The sequence below is a fragment of the Martinezella sp. CNPSo 3957 genome (genome assembly GCF_057784395.1).
This window is the reverse complement of the sequence record NZ_JBXSOU010000013.1, coordinates 75362-89375: the sequence shown is the minus strand read 5'-3', so window position 1 is coordinate 89375 and position 14014 is coordinate 75362. Positions and strand designations below refer to the sequence as shown.

Annotated in this window: 14 protein-coding genes and 2 pseudogenes; 12 read left to right on the top strand and 4 right to left on the bottom strand. The window is 57.9% G+C overall.

The features are described 5' to 3' along the window. Positions 1 to 60: 60 nt before the first annotated feature. Entirely contained in the window at positions 61 to 1197 is a 1137-nt protein-coding gene (locus tag AC13QE_RS25080; RefSeq protein WP_488485788.1) for an RHE_PE00001 family protein, read from the bottom strand. A 189-nt stretch (positions 1198 to 1386) separates the two neighbouring features. Between AC13QE_RS25080 and AC13QE_RS25075 the strand changes: the two genes are divergently transcribed. The 8 genes and pseudogenes from AC13QE_RS25075 to AC13QE_RS25040 all read left to right on the top strand — a co-directional run bounded on the left by AC13QE_RS25075 (position 1387) and on the right by AC13QE_RS25040 (position 7018). After that, positions 1387 to 1644 (top strand): type II toxin-antitoxin system VapB family antitoxin, encoded by a 258-nt coding sequence (locus AC13QE_RS25075; protein WP_488485711.1) that lies wholly within the window; start codon positions 1387 to 1389, stop codon positions 1642 to 1644. After that, positions 1641 to 2042 (top strand): type II toxin-antitoxin system VapC family toxin, encoded by a 402-nt coding sequence (locus AC13QE_RS25070; RefSeq protein ID WP_488485710.1) that lies wholly within the window; start codon positions 1641 to 1643, stop codon positions 2040 to 2042. Before AC13QE_RS25075 ends, AC13QE_RS25070 begins: the two co-directional genes overlap by 4 nt. Positions 2043 to 2067: 25 nt before the next feature. Further along, complete coding sequence (locus AC13QE_RS25065) at positions 2068 to 2352, top strand: DUF7673 family protein (protein WP_488485709.1); 285 nt, start codon at positions 2068 to 2070, stop codon at positions 2350 to 2352. Next, positions 2345 to 3526, top strand: coding sequence for a site-specific integrase (locus tag AC13QE_RS25060; RefSeq protein WP_488485708.1), 1182 nt, complete (start codon positions 2345 to 2347; stop codon positions 3524 to 3526). Before AC13QE_RS25065 ends, AC13QE_RS25060 begins: the two co-directional genes overlap by 8 nt. A 108-nt stretch (positions 3527 to 3634) precedes the next feature. Next, positions 3635 to 4611 (top strand): annotated as a pseudogene (locus AC13QE_RS25055) (Fic family protein). Between the two features lie 198 nt (positions 4612 to 4809). Continuing rightward, positions 4810 to 5330: pseudogene (locus AC13QE_RS25050) on the top strand (tyrosine-type recombinase/integrase); the annotation flags it as partial. A 121-nt stretch (positions 5331 to 5451) separates the two neighbouring features. Beyond that, positions 5452 to 6570: a serine hydrolase domain-containing protein gene (locus AC13QE_RS25045; RefSeq protein ID WP_488485707.1), complete on the top strand. Its 1119-nt coding sequence runs from the start codon at positions 5452 to 5454 to the stop codon at positions 6568 to 6570. Between the two features lie 154 nt (positions 6571 to 6724). Further along, positions 6725 to 7018, top strand: coding sequence for a hypothetical protein (locus tag AC13QE_RS25040; protein WP_488485706.1), 294 nt, complete (start codon positions 6725 to 6727; stop codon positions 7016 to 7018). Between the two features lie 706 nt (positions 7019 to 7724). Here the strand turns inward: AC13QE_RS25040 and repC are convergent. The 3 genes from repC to repA form a co-directional block, all read right to left on the bottom strand. Then, positions 7725 to 8939 carry a plasmid replication protein RepC gene (gene repC / locus AC13QE_RS25035; protein WP_488485705.1) on the bottom strand — a complete coding sequence of 405 codons (1215 nt, stop codon included), beginning with the start codon at positions 8937 to 8939 and terminating at the stop codon, positions 7725 to 7727. Positions 8940 to 9094: 155 nt separating this feature from the next. Next, the gene (gene repB, locus AC13QE_RS25030; RefSeq protein ID WP_488485704.1) at positions 9095 to 10117 is read right to left on the bottom strand and encodes a plasmid partitioning protein RepB; all 1023 of its coding nucleotides are present in this window, start codon (positions 10115 to 10117) and stop codon (positions 9095 to 9097) included. Then, complete coding sequence (gene repA / locus AC13QE_RS25025; RefSeq protein WP_488485787.1) at positions 10114 to 11328, bottom strand: plasmid partitioning protein RepA; 1215 nt, start codon at positions 11326 to 11328, stop codon at positions 10114 to 10116. Before repA ends, repB begins: the two co-directional genes overlap by 4 nt. A gap of 376 nt (positions 11329 to 11704) precedes the next feature. Here repA and traI point away from each other — a divergent pair, with 376 nt between their 5' ends. From traI to AC13QE_RS25005, 4 genes are read left to right on the top strand one after another with little or no spacing between them, the layout of a single operon-like run. Beyond that, a complete protein-coding gene (gene traI, locus AC13QE_RS25020) occupies positions 11705 to 12343 on the top strand; it encodes an acyl-homoserine-lactone synthase (protein ID WP_488485703.1) in 639 nt (212 codons plus the stop codon). Then, the gene (trbB, locus tag AC13QE_RS25015; RefSeq protein ID WP_488485702.1) at positions 12340 to 13311 is read left to right on the top strand and encodes a P-type conjugative transfer ATPase TrbB; all 972 of its coding nucleotides are present in this window, start codon (positions 12340 to 12342) and stop codon (positions 13309 to 13311) included. Before traI ends, trbB begins: the two co-directional genes overlap by 4 nt. Further along, the gene (trbC, locus tag AC13QE_RS25010; RefSeq protein ID WP_488485786.1) at positions 13301 to 13711 is read left to right on the top strand and encodes a conjugal transfer pilin TrbC; all 411 of its coding nucleotides are present in this window, start codon (positions 13301 to 13303) and stop codon (positions 13709 to 13711) included. Before trbB ends, trbC begins: the two co-directional genes overlap by 11 nt. Next, positions 13704 to 14003 (top strand): conjugal transfer protein TrbD, encoded by a 300-nt coding sequence (locus AC13QE_RS25005; protein ID WP_488485701.1) that lies wholly within the window; start codon positions 13704 to 13706, stop codon positions 14001 to 14003. The genes trbC and AC13QE_RS25005 overlap by 8 nt, the downstream gene beginning before the upstream one ends. Positions 14004 to 14014: the final 11 nt, after the last annotated feature.

Sequence of the window (14014 nt, the reverse complement as noted above, 5' to 3'; positions counted from 1 at the left end):
GCAAGGCAACCCAGCCAGCCCGTCAACTGGTGAACTGATCCAGCCATATCCCCTCCCAACTCACAAAATTCCCCACGCCCGAATCCTCCCCCTCCCCGTCATCTCCCTCAAGCCCAGCTCCAAAACAATCCGCCGCGCCGCCTGCGGCGTCACCTCGAGCGTTTTCGCCACCATCCCGGCCGACAACAACGGCTTTGCCATGACGAGCTCTACCAGCTCCGGCAGTTTTGAAGACGTTCGTCTTCCCGACAATTTGCGTTCCATCATCTGCCGAGCCAATGCCAGCCGGTCATGCTCCTTCAGCCCGATCTCGGCGGCCGCCAAAAGCCCGCGGGCGATAGCCAGCAGCCGGGTTTCCCGATCGCGATGCCGGCGCCGATCCACCGGAATGGTTTTCAGGCCAAGATTGATAGCGGCGAGATGGGCGCCGGTGGTGATGCCGGCTTCCCGAAGGATCGACGCGGCCAAGAGGCGGCCGAGCCAGGCAGCGTGTTGCAGCACCGAAATCTCGTTCCAGGCATCGAGGGCGACGATGGATTGCATCACGGCGGGCAGGTGTCCGGCCTGGCGCAGCACGCCGCGCCATTCGTCAAGCCGCGCATCCTCGTCCCAGTCGAGATCATAGATCATCGAATCTTTTTCGGCCGGAGCCCGGCCGGGCTTTTTGGCTCGTTCGATCGCGGCGTCAGAGCGCGCGAGCAGAGCATCGATGGCGGCATAGTCGACGCCGGGTAAAATCTCGGCGTCGTCACTATCGTTCCCCTCCCCTTCCGGATCGATCGCAACCACGCGCCGGAGGGCACTGCCCGCCTCTCCTTGGTCGGCGCCCATCGACGCCATTGGCTCCGTCTGCCGGAGCGTCCGGACACCGTCTGCCGAGAGCGCCCAGTCCGGTGACTGAGCGGCGATGCGCCGGCGGGTGCGAAGAACGTCGCGAGCGATTGTCAGTTCATGGGTCGGGGTGCGGATGTCGCGGGTGGCGTCGTGAAGGACGAGATCTTCGAGATGCACGAGTTCGCCGTCGATCCACAGCGAAGCGCAGGCATCGGTGAATTGGGTCCGTTCGAGGAAGCCCTGACCGACCGGCGAACGGGCGATGCGCTCATCGAGACGGGTCAGAGCGACACCGGCTTCAAAAGCGGGCCGTATCAGGGCAGTCATACTGATTTTCGTGAGATCGTAAGCCATTGAAATTATGGTAAACGATTTGCTAAACGAATTCTATCTGAATATTAAAGTTCCTCACATGGTACGATTGGCGATTGATGTTCTAACCATCGATAGGTATCAAGTATCGATAGTGAGCCATCTCGTCGCCATACCTTGCTATCTTCGCCGCAAAACACTATCTTTGCGCCGTGAAATCCGCGCCAGGAGCGTTCAAAAATGGCCGAACCCCAGCTTTCCATCCGCAGCACCAAGGCACGCGATCTGGCGCACGCGCTGGCCAGACGTACCGGCCAACCGATTAACAAGCTCGTCGAAATCGCGCTAGAGCACTACGACCAGGAACTGCGGCAAAAGCCGACACAGACGCCAGCCGATACGCTTTGGGAGCTGATGGCCGAGGGCCGACGGTCCGTGCCATCCGGCACCACCTCCGCCCACGATGATCTCTACGACGAAAACGGCTTGCCGAAATGATCGCCGTCGATACGTCTGTCATTGTGGCCACGTCACTGGGAGAGCCCGAAGCTGAACGATTTCATGCGCTCGTCACCCGTGAGGAGGTCCTCATTGGCTGGCCGACCTTGCTTGAGGCCCGAATGGTGTTGACCGGCAAGAGCTTTCCCAACGCCGCGACCATCATTTCACAGCTCGTGGCGTTGCCAAATGTGACCGCGGTGGCCTTTGGAGAGCGGCATTATTATGCTGCCGAGAAGGCCTTCGACCTGTTTGGTAAAGGTCGCCATCCAGCTAGCCTTAATATGGGCGACTGCTATTCGTACGCCGTTGCCGCGATTGCAAAGGCGCCCTTGCTCTTCAAGGGGAATGATTTCGGCCAGACGGACCTAAAACTACATCCGGCCTCGGCCGGCTAATCACGAAACCGAGCCCGAGGGTCCGATGGAAGATCGCGTCCGCTTTGCCCTGGAAAAACTGCTTAATATCGCCCAGGAGGATACCGGCCAGAGCCGGCGGGTGGCCAACTTCTTGCTCGCCTGGTGGAACGCCGAGGTGCATGGCGGTTTCGACCTCACCGATCTTGCCAATGTCGATCGCGACATCGCCGAGGACATGGCGACGGTCTTCACCTTTCTCGCCCGCGAGGAGGATGTCGTTTATCCCTATGACTATCGCAGCGAGATCGAACAGATCATCGCACGCTGGCGGCAACAAAAGCATGATTGATCTCAAGGGAAACAGCGCAGACGTCCGCATTGATGACGCCGTCCTGACGCGCGCCGAAGAACTCGATGCGCTCGACGCCATCCTGCCCTTTGCCCGCCGCGATCAGCTGGCAACGCTGCTGACGGACGAGGATGTCGCCACCCTCAAGCATCTCGCCAAGGAGGGCATGGGCGCCAATACGCTGCGGGCGCTTGCCTCTGATCTCGGCTATCTCGAAGCGTGGTGCGAGCTAGCCACCGGCGCGCCCCTCCCCTGGCCGGCGCCAGAAAGCTTGCTATTGAAATTCGTCGCCCATCATCTCTGGGATCCGGTCGAACGGGCCGAGGATTCTTCCCACGGCATGCCAGATGACGTCGAGATCGGATTGCGCGCCAAAGGCCTGCTGCGTGTCGAGGGCCCGCACGCGCCCGATACTGTCCGCCGGCGGCTGACCTCCTGGTCGATCCTCACCCGCTGGCGTGGTTTGATAGGAGCGTTCTCCGGACCTTCGCTGAAGTCAGCCTTGCGCCTGGCCGTGCGCGCCGCGCCGCGGCAACGCCGCCGCAAGAGCAAACGAGCCGTCACCGGTGATATCCTGGCAAAGCTGCTGGCCAGCTGCGACGGCGAGCGCCTCGCGGATGTTCGCGATCGCGCCCTGTTGTTCACCGCTTTTGCCTCCGGCGGCCGGCGGCGCTCCGAAGTTGCCGACCTGCGCGTCGAGGATCTCGTCGACGAGGAGCCGGTGCATGCCGATCCGGCAAACTCCGCCTCCCCTCTCCTGCCGTGTCTCACCATCAATCTCGGACGCACGAAGACGACGACGGCTGAAGATCAGGCGCATGCCATTCTGATCGGCCGGCCGGTTGTCGCGTTGAAGCGGTGGATTGAAGAATCAAGGATCGAGAGCGGACCGCTCTTCCGGCGGATCGACCAGTGGGGGAACATCGACCGGCGAGCGCTGACGCCGCAATCGGTCAATCTGATCCTGAAAAGCCGGTGCAAGCTGGCTGGCTTGGATGCAGAGATGTTTTCGGCGCATGGGCTGCGGTCAGGCTATCTGACCGAGGCGGCCAATCGTGGCGTATCCTTGCAGGAAGCCATGCAGCAGTCGCTACATAAATCGGTGGCCCAGGCGGCGAGCTATTACAACAATGCCGAACGAAAGAACGGGCGGGCGGCGCGTCTGATGGTGTAGCCCAAACTGCCAATCCTTGCCTTGACTGACATACGATGAGCGATAGACTCCGTTGCTATACCTCACAAACTATGTAAATTTGAGTTATAGAAACGATGGCTATAACTCATGCACTGGAATTGGACGCAGAGCGGCTGGCCGCACTTTAACTATGACCTTGAAGCGATCGAGCCGCTCGAGCGGCAATTTCTCAGATCCTCGGGAGAGATCATAGGCGCCGTGCGGCACTTTGATGACGAGGATGGTCAGTCGCTGCGCATTGAGCTGTTAAGCGACGAGGCCGTCAAGACCTCCGAGATCGAAGGCGAGATGCTCGATCGGCTGAGCGTGCAGTCGTCCTTACGCCGGCAGTTTGGCCTTGACGCCGACAACCGAGCAATCCGGCCTCAGGAACGTGGGATCGCCGAGATGATGATCGACGTCTTCGAGACCTGGTCCAAGCCGCTCGCTCATGAGACCCTCTTTCGCTGGCACTCCATGCTGATGGCCGGAAACCGTCACATTGCGACGATCGGCGGCTATCGGACGCACGACGATGCAATGCAAATCGTGTCCGGATTGGTCACCTCTATTTCGAAAGTATCCATCCCTTTGAAGACGGAAATGGCAGGATAGGCCGAGCGCTGGCCGAAAAGTCGCTCGCGCAAAGTATCGGACAACCGAGCCTGACCTCACTTGCATACACCATTGAAAAGGGCCGTAAGGCGTATTACGGCGAACTTGAGGTAAATCAGCGCACGCTCAACGTAACTGGATGGCTCGTCTATTTCTCCCGGACCATCTTAGACGCACAGCAAGCGACCCTTGCCCGTATCGCGTTTTATATCCGCAAAGGAAAATTCTATGACCGATTTCGCGGTCAGTTCAATGAACGCCAGGACAAGCTCGTCTCCCGTATGTTTCGAGAAGGGATCGAAGGCTTCAAAGGAGGTTTAAGCGCCGAAAACTACATCTCGATCACCGGAACCTCCCGCGCCACTGCCACACGTGACCTTCACGATTTGGTAGAAAAGGGAGCAATGATCCGGAGCGGCGAGCGACGCCATACGCGATACACATTGAATATGCCCGAAGCCAAGAAATAGGAAAGTGTATTCGCCTGCGTCTGGCGAGCGGCGCCTGCTTAATTTCAAGGCCCCAGACCGTGCAAATTGGTGTTGCATGGCCTGCCTTCCTCAAGACACGCAGCTTTTCGTCGTTTCCGCCATAAGAGGCAATCAGCGTGCCTCTTATCGCCAGGATGCGATCTTCGTGCCTCGATCTAGAAACGTGCCATATAGCATGCTTTTGTCTCCGGCGGCCGCCGGCGTTCCGAAGTCGCCGACCTGTGCGTCGAGGATCTGGTCGAACCGGTGCATGCCGACCCATGAAACCCCGCCTCCCCTCTCCTACCATGCTGACCGTCAATGTCGGCCGCACGAAGACAACGACGGCTGAAGACAAGGCCCATGTCGTTCCGATCGGTCGGTCGGTTGTCGCGTTGAAGCGCTGGATTGAAGAAGCGAGGATCGAGAGCGGACCGCTCTTCCGGCGGATCGACCAGTGGGGCAATATCGACCGGCGAGCGCTGACGCCACAGTCGATCAACCTGATCCTGAAAAGCCGGTGCAAGCTGGCTGGCTTGGATGCAGAGATGTTTTCGGCGCATGGGCTGCGGTCCGGCTATCTGACCGAAGCCGCCAACCGTGGTATTCCCCTGCAGGAGGCGATGCAGCAGTCGCTGCATAAATCGGTGGCTCAGGCCGCAAGCTACTACAATAATGCCGAACGGACGAACGGACGGGCGGCTCGATTGATTATGTGAGGCACGGTATCGCGATCACTTACGGTTCTACACGACACCTACCGGCACTGCGTCGCCTTGCGGACATAGGCGAAATATGTAGTCCTGTGTCTACTTTGTAGGCCACGGGAGGATTGTTGGGATGAAGGCTCGGATCGACACGATTATCGAGAAGGCGATCGAGACAGGCAAGATCGTCGGCACTGTCGTGATCGTCGTCCAGGACGGAGAGACCGTCTATAGTCGCTCCGCGGGTTATGCCGATCGCGAAATGGGGAAACCCGTCGAAATCGGGACCATATTTCGTCTCGCTTCCGTCACCAAACCACTCGTTGCAGCGACTGCTCTCGCCCTTATGGACAAGGGCAGGCTGTCGCTCAGCGACCTCGTACGAGATCATCTTCCCTATTTCCAGCCTCGGCAGCCAGATGGGAAGATAGCCGATATCACCATCCATCACCTGCTCACTCATACAGCAGGCCTCAGTTATGGGGCAGACCCCAAAACCACGCCACCGGAGCGAATGTTCAATAGCGGCCTTTCCGATACAGACCTCGATTTCCAGGAGAACTTCAGCCGGCTATCGGCCTTCCCGCTGCTGGCAGTGCCGGGCACACTTTGGTCTTACTCGATCGCCATCGATGTTCTTGGAGCGATCATCGCGCAGATCGAAGGGTGTAGCCTCGATGAAGCGGTGCGTCGTCATGTAACCGGACCGCTCGGGATGAGCGACACGGGGTTCTCAGTCAGTGATCCCCGGCGACTTGCTACACCCTATGCCGATGGCGATCCCAAAGCCGTTAGAATGAGTGACCATCATCTAGTCCCGGACAATGATGGCAACTTGCTGACCTTTGCGCCGACCCGGCTGTTCAACCCAAAGGCTTTCCAGTCCGGTGGCGCTGGCATGGTGGGGACGGCACCGGATCTCATCTCCTTTCTTGAAACCATCCGCCAGGGCGGGGCTCCCATCTTGAAGTCTGAGACGGCGAAAGCGGCACTCCTCAACCAGATAGGCGACATTCCACGCCCAGGCGAACCAGGACAGGGATTTTCCTTTTTGGGCGCGGTCATCCAGGACCCGGTTTTGGCAGAGTCTCCGATGTCGAAAGGATCGGTAACATGGGGCGGCGTCTACGGACACAGTTGGTTCATCGATCCTGTGAAAGGCATTTCCGCTGCGATCATGTCCAACACCGCCGTCGAAGGCTGCCTAGGATTGTACCCGCGAGATATCGCCAAGGCGATTTACATAGCGTGATTATAGCCGTCAAAACGAGGGTTCGCTATGGCGGAGAAACTATAGAGCCATCGACTGGTGGCTTCCAATATTGTGCGCTGCTCTAAAGGTGCAGCAGCTCTTCCATACCCCGATCTGGAACAGCTCGAACAGCATACTCATGGTGCCTCCAGGGATGAGCGATACGGCGCACCCAAGTCAACTTGCTATTCACGCAACTAAGCGCGAAATTCATGATTCGATAAAAAGCTTCACTTTCAAAGGCTTAGAGTTGTGGTCAGCTGACCACAACAATGACGTCCGTCGCATTGAACCACTGCCGTCTGACCCTCGCGCCAAAATCCTCGAGTCGGTCAAGATACTCGCCGGCCTCGAAAAACAATTAGTTTCAATGGATTATGCTCGTGGTCAGCTGACCACAAGAGAATCATTGAGCGTGTCACAGTTTTTGTGTTCAGTCTTCTGCTGAAGACGGATTTGTGTCTCCATAGCCAATGGACGCAGCAGCGCCTTGGGTAAGCTGCATCCAATAAAGTTGCACATGCGTGTGGCTACCCTTGCATAGGAAGGTAATCGGTATGACAAGCAGCCCGGCGCTTTCAGTGGCGTCGGATTTATCAACAATATGAATCGTCCTACACCGAACTCGCGGTTCTCAGGCGTCGGCCCAACAGGTGGCGGCAACGCGACAAATGGATTGCCGAACGCGTGGCCGACAATGGCAACTCGGGCTGGATGAACTATGCGTCCAAATGGCCAAGCCCGGTGACGTGGTCCGCCTCGCACCGGCCGACCGATCCCTCCACTGGCGCGGGCTCGGCAATAGCAAGGTCACAGGGCAAGTCACCAATTGCGGCCCGAGATCGCCTCCGCGGCGCGAGCCGTGGATTGCGCGATGGCGGCGCTTCTTCAGCAAATCCCTGGCATGGTAACTTTTATCGGTGAAACATCGATCAATACCAAGCTGACTAAGCGCACCGAATAATCCTCCCCCCAAAGATCCGGCCATCGCCCCCGCGCATTTGCGTCAACTGGGACCCAGACCTTAATTCCCCGCCTGTGCTGCCGCGACCTCGCCGCACCTTCGATCGGAATTTAGCTCGTCCCTCATTTTGGTTGTTGAATGCCGAATTTTTTGGATCCGCCGCTGTTAGGTTGAAGAAATGGGACACGCATTAACCAGCCAGCGAGCCAACCTGCCCGTTGGCCCTTAGCAAGGCCATGATCATTGGCCCAAGCGAGAACTCCCCTCGTGCGCTACGTCGAGTAAGATCCCTTAGATAGCCGCCGGCGGAACTGATGAAGTTAGCACGCTCCAGCATGCAGGCGACCGTCGCAGCCGCATTTTCTGGACCCATTACCTCGCAAGCGTCTTGATACGCTGAGGGGCTTACGGCCAGCATAGAGCGAACAACCACCGCGGCCGACATCAGGTCCCGCCAGCTTCGGATTGTGCCATCAGGTCCATAATCCGATATCGTTGGGCAGGCTTTTAACACGACACTTAGCGGAAACGCTTTCATCGCCTCGCTCGATGGTCGTGCGTTTCCGCTGAACTCCGCCCCCCGCTCCTTTTCAGAGCGAGGTTCAAATTCATGTATGGATTCGGTATTTGAATTCTGTTTGTGCTGCTCAATATGAGCATCATTGCTGCTTATATTTTCAGGAAATTTCTGCGTTTCCAATCGGTTGATTATTTCCGCCCGGAGCATCTCCATTTCTTTAAGAACAGCCCTGAGGTCCGACAGTGTAGGCGCACGCGGAATTTTGCGAACAAGAGCGACGTAAACGTCCTCAACAGTTAGCCAGTCGCCTTCAGCACTCTCTTCCATGGCCGCTGTGATGAGCTTTCGAACATCGCGCCGGCAAATCGTTAGATTCTCCTTTGCCCTCCGCAGATTTGCTCTATCGGCGAACACCTGTTGAGCAAGGGCCGCCAGTTCTTCTGAGCGTGCAAGGAGAGGGGATAGGTCGAAGCCAAATGCATTCTCGATCTGCCCGTCTCCGTCCCTACGCGCATAGCGCTTTCCGTTGGCACTATCCTTACGGATGATCAGCCCTGCTTCCACTAGCAAGGCGAGATGCCTGCGTAAGGTGGCGCCCGACATGGCGTGAGCCCGAAGCATAAGCTGGGCGTTCGAGGGAAACACAATCAATTGTGCGTCCTGGCTCAATTCGTTATCTGGATAAAAACTCAAAAGAGCATCAAGAACCGCGAGACTATTGGACTGAATCCCAAGCAGCTCCATTGCGGCTGACGCGTCCCTAAATACCTTCCATTTATCAACGGTCTTGCCGTGCTTTATCTCGGCGGCCGCCGTCTGGCGCCGCACAAGCGCAAGCGTCATCGGCCGCCGCCCAAATGGCGTCGTCACACTTCCGGTCTGCATCTTCTTTTACCTTTCAGCAGGCAAAAGAAATCAACCCACCAAAACGGTGCCAAAAACTCTTGACGAGGATTCGAGGAAATGCGATTCTGTTCTTGCTACAGAGACAGAAGGGCTTCCGCGACGGCGACGTTGAGGAGGCTCTTTTCTTTTGCGGGTTATTCTCCGTTTTTGCGTTGAATCGTAGTCCGATAATCTTGGTAGAGCGCCGGCAAATGCTCGAGCACAAAAGCAGCAAAATCGGGCGTAGCTCTCCTGTCGATCGTGATTTCCAGTTTCGATTTGCTTTGCGTCACCTGAGCAAGTCTATCGCCATCAGGGGTCGACATCACATGAGGCAGGCCACGTGCCGGCCGGGCGGGCTTTAAGTGGGTCATCACGGCCTTAAATCGATCCGCCGACGGCAATGCTTGCACTGCCTCTGAGGTCGCGAATATGATCGCCTCCGAAGGATATTGAGCTTTCTCAACCAGCTCCGCTAGCTGCTGCCAGCTTGGGCGTCCAATGCCTGGTGCGGCGCCAATAGCGTCGATAAGCTCTGAGGGGAGGGCGTCGACGAGAAGAAGCATTTTGGACAAATTGCTCTTGTCGATCGACATCGCCGCAATAACGATTTCCCGTGCAAACTGTTTGTTGAGCCGATGTGCAAAGCGCGCCTTCTCGATGAAGGTTAGATCTTGTCGCTCGTTGTTTTCTTGGCCTTGTGCTACAACAAGTTGCTCGTCCGTAAGCTCGCGAACGACTGCCTTCACAGGAAGACCCAGATCCGAAACGGCCCGCAGCCTGCGGTGCCCAAAGGCGACCTGATAGCGGCCCGACTGCTCGGGATGCGGTCTCACCAGAATTGGGACCTGCTGGCCCTGTTCTCGGATAGATGCCAGCAGACCCTCAATGTCACCTTGCATCCGATCCTGAACGAAAGAGGGCTCAATCGTCGAGGCTTCCAGCTCGACCACAGCCTGGCCTTCGGCAAGACGTCTCTCGATCTCCTCGGCACGGCCGAGCCGCTCATTTTGCTCGCGTAATGCGTTACCGATGTTCGCAGTCAATTTCGTCGCTGGATCGCGCTCTTTCCTGGCAACTCCGAGGAGCGGCATGGAGCGGTTCTTGGCAGTTCTGCTTTCGATTGTCGCTGGGTCGGCAGTGTTTGTTGACACGCCAAGGATATCTTTTCGACTCATGTGGGCCTACCCCATGCTTTTTTAATCAGCGTTTCAATCTCCCCGTTGACCGCATTCATTGCCTCTAGAGCTCGATCATAGGTCGACCGGGTAAACTGACTGCGCTCAACTTCAAAAAGGGTCTGGTTCGTCAGACCGGCATCGGAAACCGCTGTGGTTTTAAGCATCGGGAAATTCAGAACATTTTCCCCGAAGATGGAACGAAGATAACCGACCATCTGGTTTTGCGGACCATCGCTCGGCTCGAAGCGCGTAATCAGGTAGCGCATCCAGTTAAACTTGAATTCGGCTCCGGCGTTCTCGATTTCCCGCAACAAGTTCGACGTCATTGCCAGGAATTGGTTCATCGACATGACATCGAGCATCTGCGGGTGCACGGTCACCAAGATGGATGTTGCCGCCGTAAGCGCCGACAGCGTGAGATAGCCGAGCTGGGGAGGGCAATCGATGACGACGACGTCGTAATTCTCAGCAATATCTTCGATGACTTGACTGATTCGCCCGTAGAAGAGGGTGTCGCCTTCCTTCCGCTTCATCAGAGCACGCGGGGTGTCATGCTCGAATTCCATTAGCTCAAGGTTCCCGGGTATCAGGTGCAGGTCGGGAATATAGGTCCCTCGAACGACTTGCTCGACCGGTACGCGCTCCTCATCGTATCGAATGGCGCCGTAAAGCGTCTCGTTTGGACCAACGTCCGTCTCGGGCTGACTGCCGAAAAGGGCGGAAAGACTTGCCTGGGGATCAAGATCGATTGCCAGGACTCGGTATCCACGCATCGCCAGGTACTGGGCCAAATGCGCAGCCGTGGTCGTTTTTCCCGAGCCGCCCTTGAAATTCATCACGGAGATGACTTGTAGCTGCTCGCCATCGCGACGATGTGGCAGGTAGCGCCGATTGCCGCGGCCGATTTGATCCATGTGCTTTCGCAGCGCATGGATATCTTCGATGGAAAAAGTTCGCCGCCCTCCCGGGCTGATGCTCACATTTAGCTCCGGCATTTCCGACGCCATCTGCCGTAGATAGGATTCACCTACTCCCAGCAGTTTCGATGCCTCTGATGGCGCAAATGTCCGAATGCCCTTCTCGGCGGTCGGGGGAAATACCTTCAGATGATGTGCTTGAAGTTGGCTGGAGAGCGCATCGGCGTGGCGCTCCATCAACGCAGTTAGCCCTTCAACCATAGGCGTCATTTTTGCGGCGGTCTTCGCCATCTCAAAACCCATTTTTTGCCAGTGGCGGTATTTTTCGCGGAACCGGCAAAGTTCCGCCAGCAACACTAAGCGTCGATTCTGGTTGGCGAGCAAGAGGTTTTTGGTTAACGGCACGTTAACGACGTGTTCGCCGAAATTTGACGGCTGTCAATATTGCTGAAGACTTTCCGTATATTAGCTCGGTTCCTGATTGCTTGACCAGTCGTGATCAACTGCAGATCTGCAGAAAATCTGGCACGTTTTGCACACCTCTGTTGGCTCGATTCCCGGCTCGACTACCCGACTCACCAGAATCACCCTCTGCAGATCTGCAGATGGCCAATCGTGGTTTGAGGTGATCTTCATCCCGCCTGACAAAGTTCACGTGGAGATAAGGATGCAGGTTCTCACCATCTCGCCCGACCGATATGTCGAGCATCAAAATCTTCTGAAACAGATGCATCAGCTGCGCGCCCATGTGTTTGGCGGGCGGCTCGAATGGGACGTCACCATCACCGATGGCGGCGAGAGGGATCAGTACGACGACCTCAATCCGACCTACGTCCTCGCCACCTTCGGCGGCAGTGGAGTTGTCGGATGCGCACGCCTCCTTCCCGCAGTCGGACTGACCATGTTGGAACGGACCTTCCCGCAGCTGCTCACTGGTGGTTCGCTCAATGCGACCAGCGCGATGATCGAGAGTTCCCGCTTCTGCGTCGATACGGCCTTGCCCTCAGGCAGGGGAGGAGGGCAGCTCCACCTTGCAACGCTGACCATGTTCGCCGGAATCATCGAATGGTCGATAGCGAACGGCTACGACAAGATCGTCACGGCCACCGATCTGCGCTTCGAGCGCATCCTGAACCGAGCGGGATGGCCGATGGCGCGTTTGGGTGAACCCGTGGCAATTGGCAATACCGTCGCCATCGCCGGCACACTTCCAGCGGACCAAGAGAGCTTCGAAAGAGTACGCCCGCCGAACTATCGGTCCGCTCTCTCTTGTGCTGATAGCCACTCCGAGAGGAGCGTAGCGTGACTCAGCTTCGCTCCCATCCAAGGCTTGTCCGCAAGCTCCAGGACGCACTCGGCGACCAACTCTGCGTCGCCCTCGACGATGCGACAGTCGTCGAGATTATGCTCAACCCCGATGGCCGCCTGTTCATCGAACGCCTCGGGCACAGTGTAGCCGAAGCCGGCATCATGACACCCGCAGCCGCCGAGGTCGTGATAGGCAGCGTCGCCCACGCGTTGCAGTCGGAGGCAGACGACGAGCGCCCGATCATTTCCGGCGAACTGCCGATCGGTGGCCATCGTTTCGAGGGTCTGCTTCCGCCGGTCGTCTCCGGACCTGCCTTCACGATCCGCCGCCGCGCCTCGCGCCTCATCCCGCTCGACGACTATGTGACCTCGAAGGTGATGACAGAGGCCCAGGCCTCTGCCATCCGAAGCGCCATCGACGCCCGCATGAACATCGTCATTTCCGGCGGCACGGGATCCGGCAAGACCACACTCGCCAACGCAATCATCGCAGAGATTGTTTCAGCTGCACCCAACGATAGGATGGTGATCCTCGAGGATACCGCGGAAATCCAGTGCGCGGCGGAAAACGCAGTCTCCCTGCATACCAGCGATACGATCGACATGGCGCGGTTGCTGAAAAGCACCATGCGGCTACGTCCAGACCGCATCATCGTCGGTGAGGTCCGCGACGGTGCAGCGCTGACCCTCCTCAAAGCCTGGAACACAGGCCATCCCGGAGGTGTCACCACCATCCACTCCAACACCGCGATGTCGGCGCTGCGCCGGCTGGAACAGCTCACGGCAGAAGCGAGCCAGCAGCCCATGCAGGAAGTGATCGGCGAGGCGGTCGATCTCGTCGTCTCCATCGAGCGGACGGGAAAGGGAAGGCGGGTCCGAGAGGTGATCCATATCGAGGGATACCGCAACAATCACTACCAGACTGAACATTACGCCCAGATCGACGAGGACAGCCATATTGCGTAAGACCTATCCCATTCTCACACTCATCACGGTCGCCGCCATTTCCTTCAGCCTTTCGGAACCCGCATTCGCGTCCTCAGGTGGCGGCGGTCTTCCGTGGGAATCGCCACTGCAGCAGATCCAGCAATCGATCACCGGCCCTGTCGCGGGCTTCATCGCGCTTGCTGCGGTCGCGATCGCCGGCGCCATGCTGATCTTCGGCGGAGAACTCAACGATTTTGCCCGTCGTCTTTGCTACGTCGCCCTGGTCGGCGGCGTTCTCCTCGGTGCCACCCAGATCGTCGCTCTGTTCGGCTCAACCGGTGCGTCGATCGGCGAGCGCCACAGCGAGGCAGGTGTTGCTCCGGTCGTTTCTTTCGCCGTGACGATGGCGTCCGTGGCAGGGGAGGGAAGTCATGGCTGAACCCGGTTCCAACCTCACCCGGTCGCGGGTGCATCGAGCACTGTCGCGCCCCAACCTGTTGATGGGCGCCGATCGCGAGCTTGTCCTCGTGACCGCGCTCGCCGCCGTCATCCTAATCTTCGTCGTCCTGACCTGGTATGCGGCGCTGTTCGGCGTCGCGGTCTGGTTGGTCACGGTCGCAGCCCTTCGCATGATGGCCAAGGCCGATCCGCTGATGCGGAGGGTCTACATCCGGCATATCTCCTACAAAACCTTCTACCGCGCGACATCGTCGCCGTGGCGCCGGTATTGAGGGAGTATGAG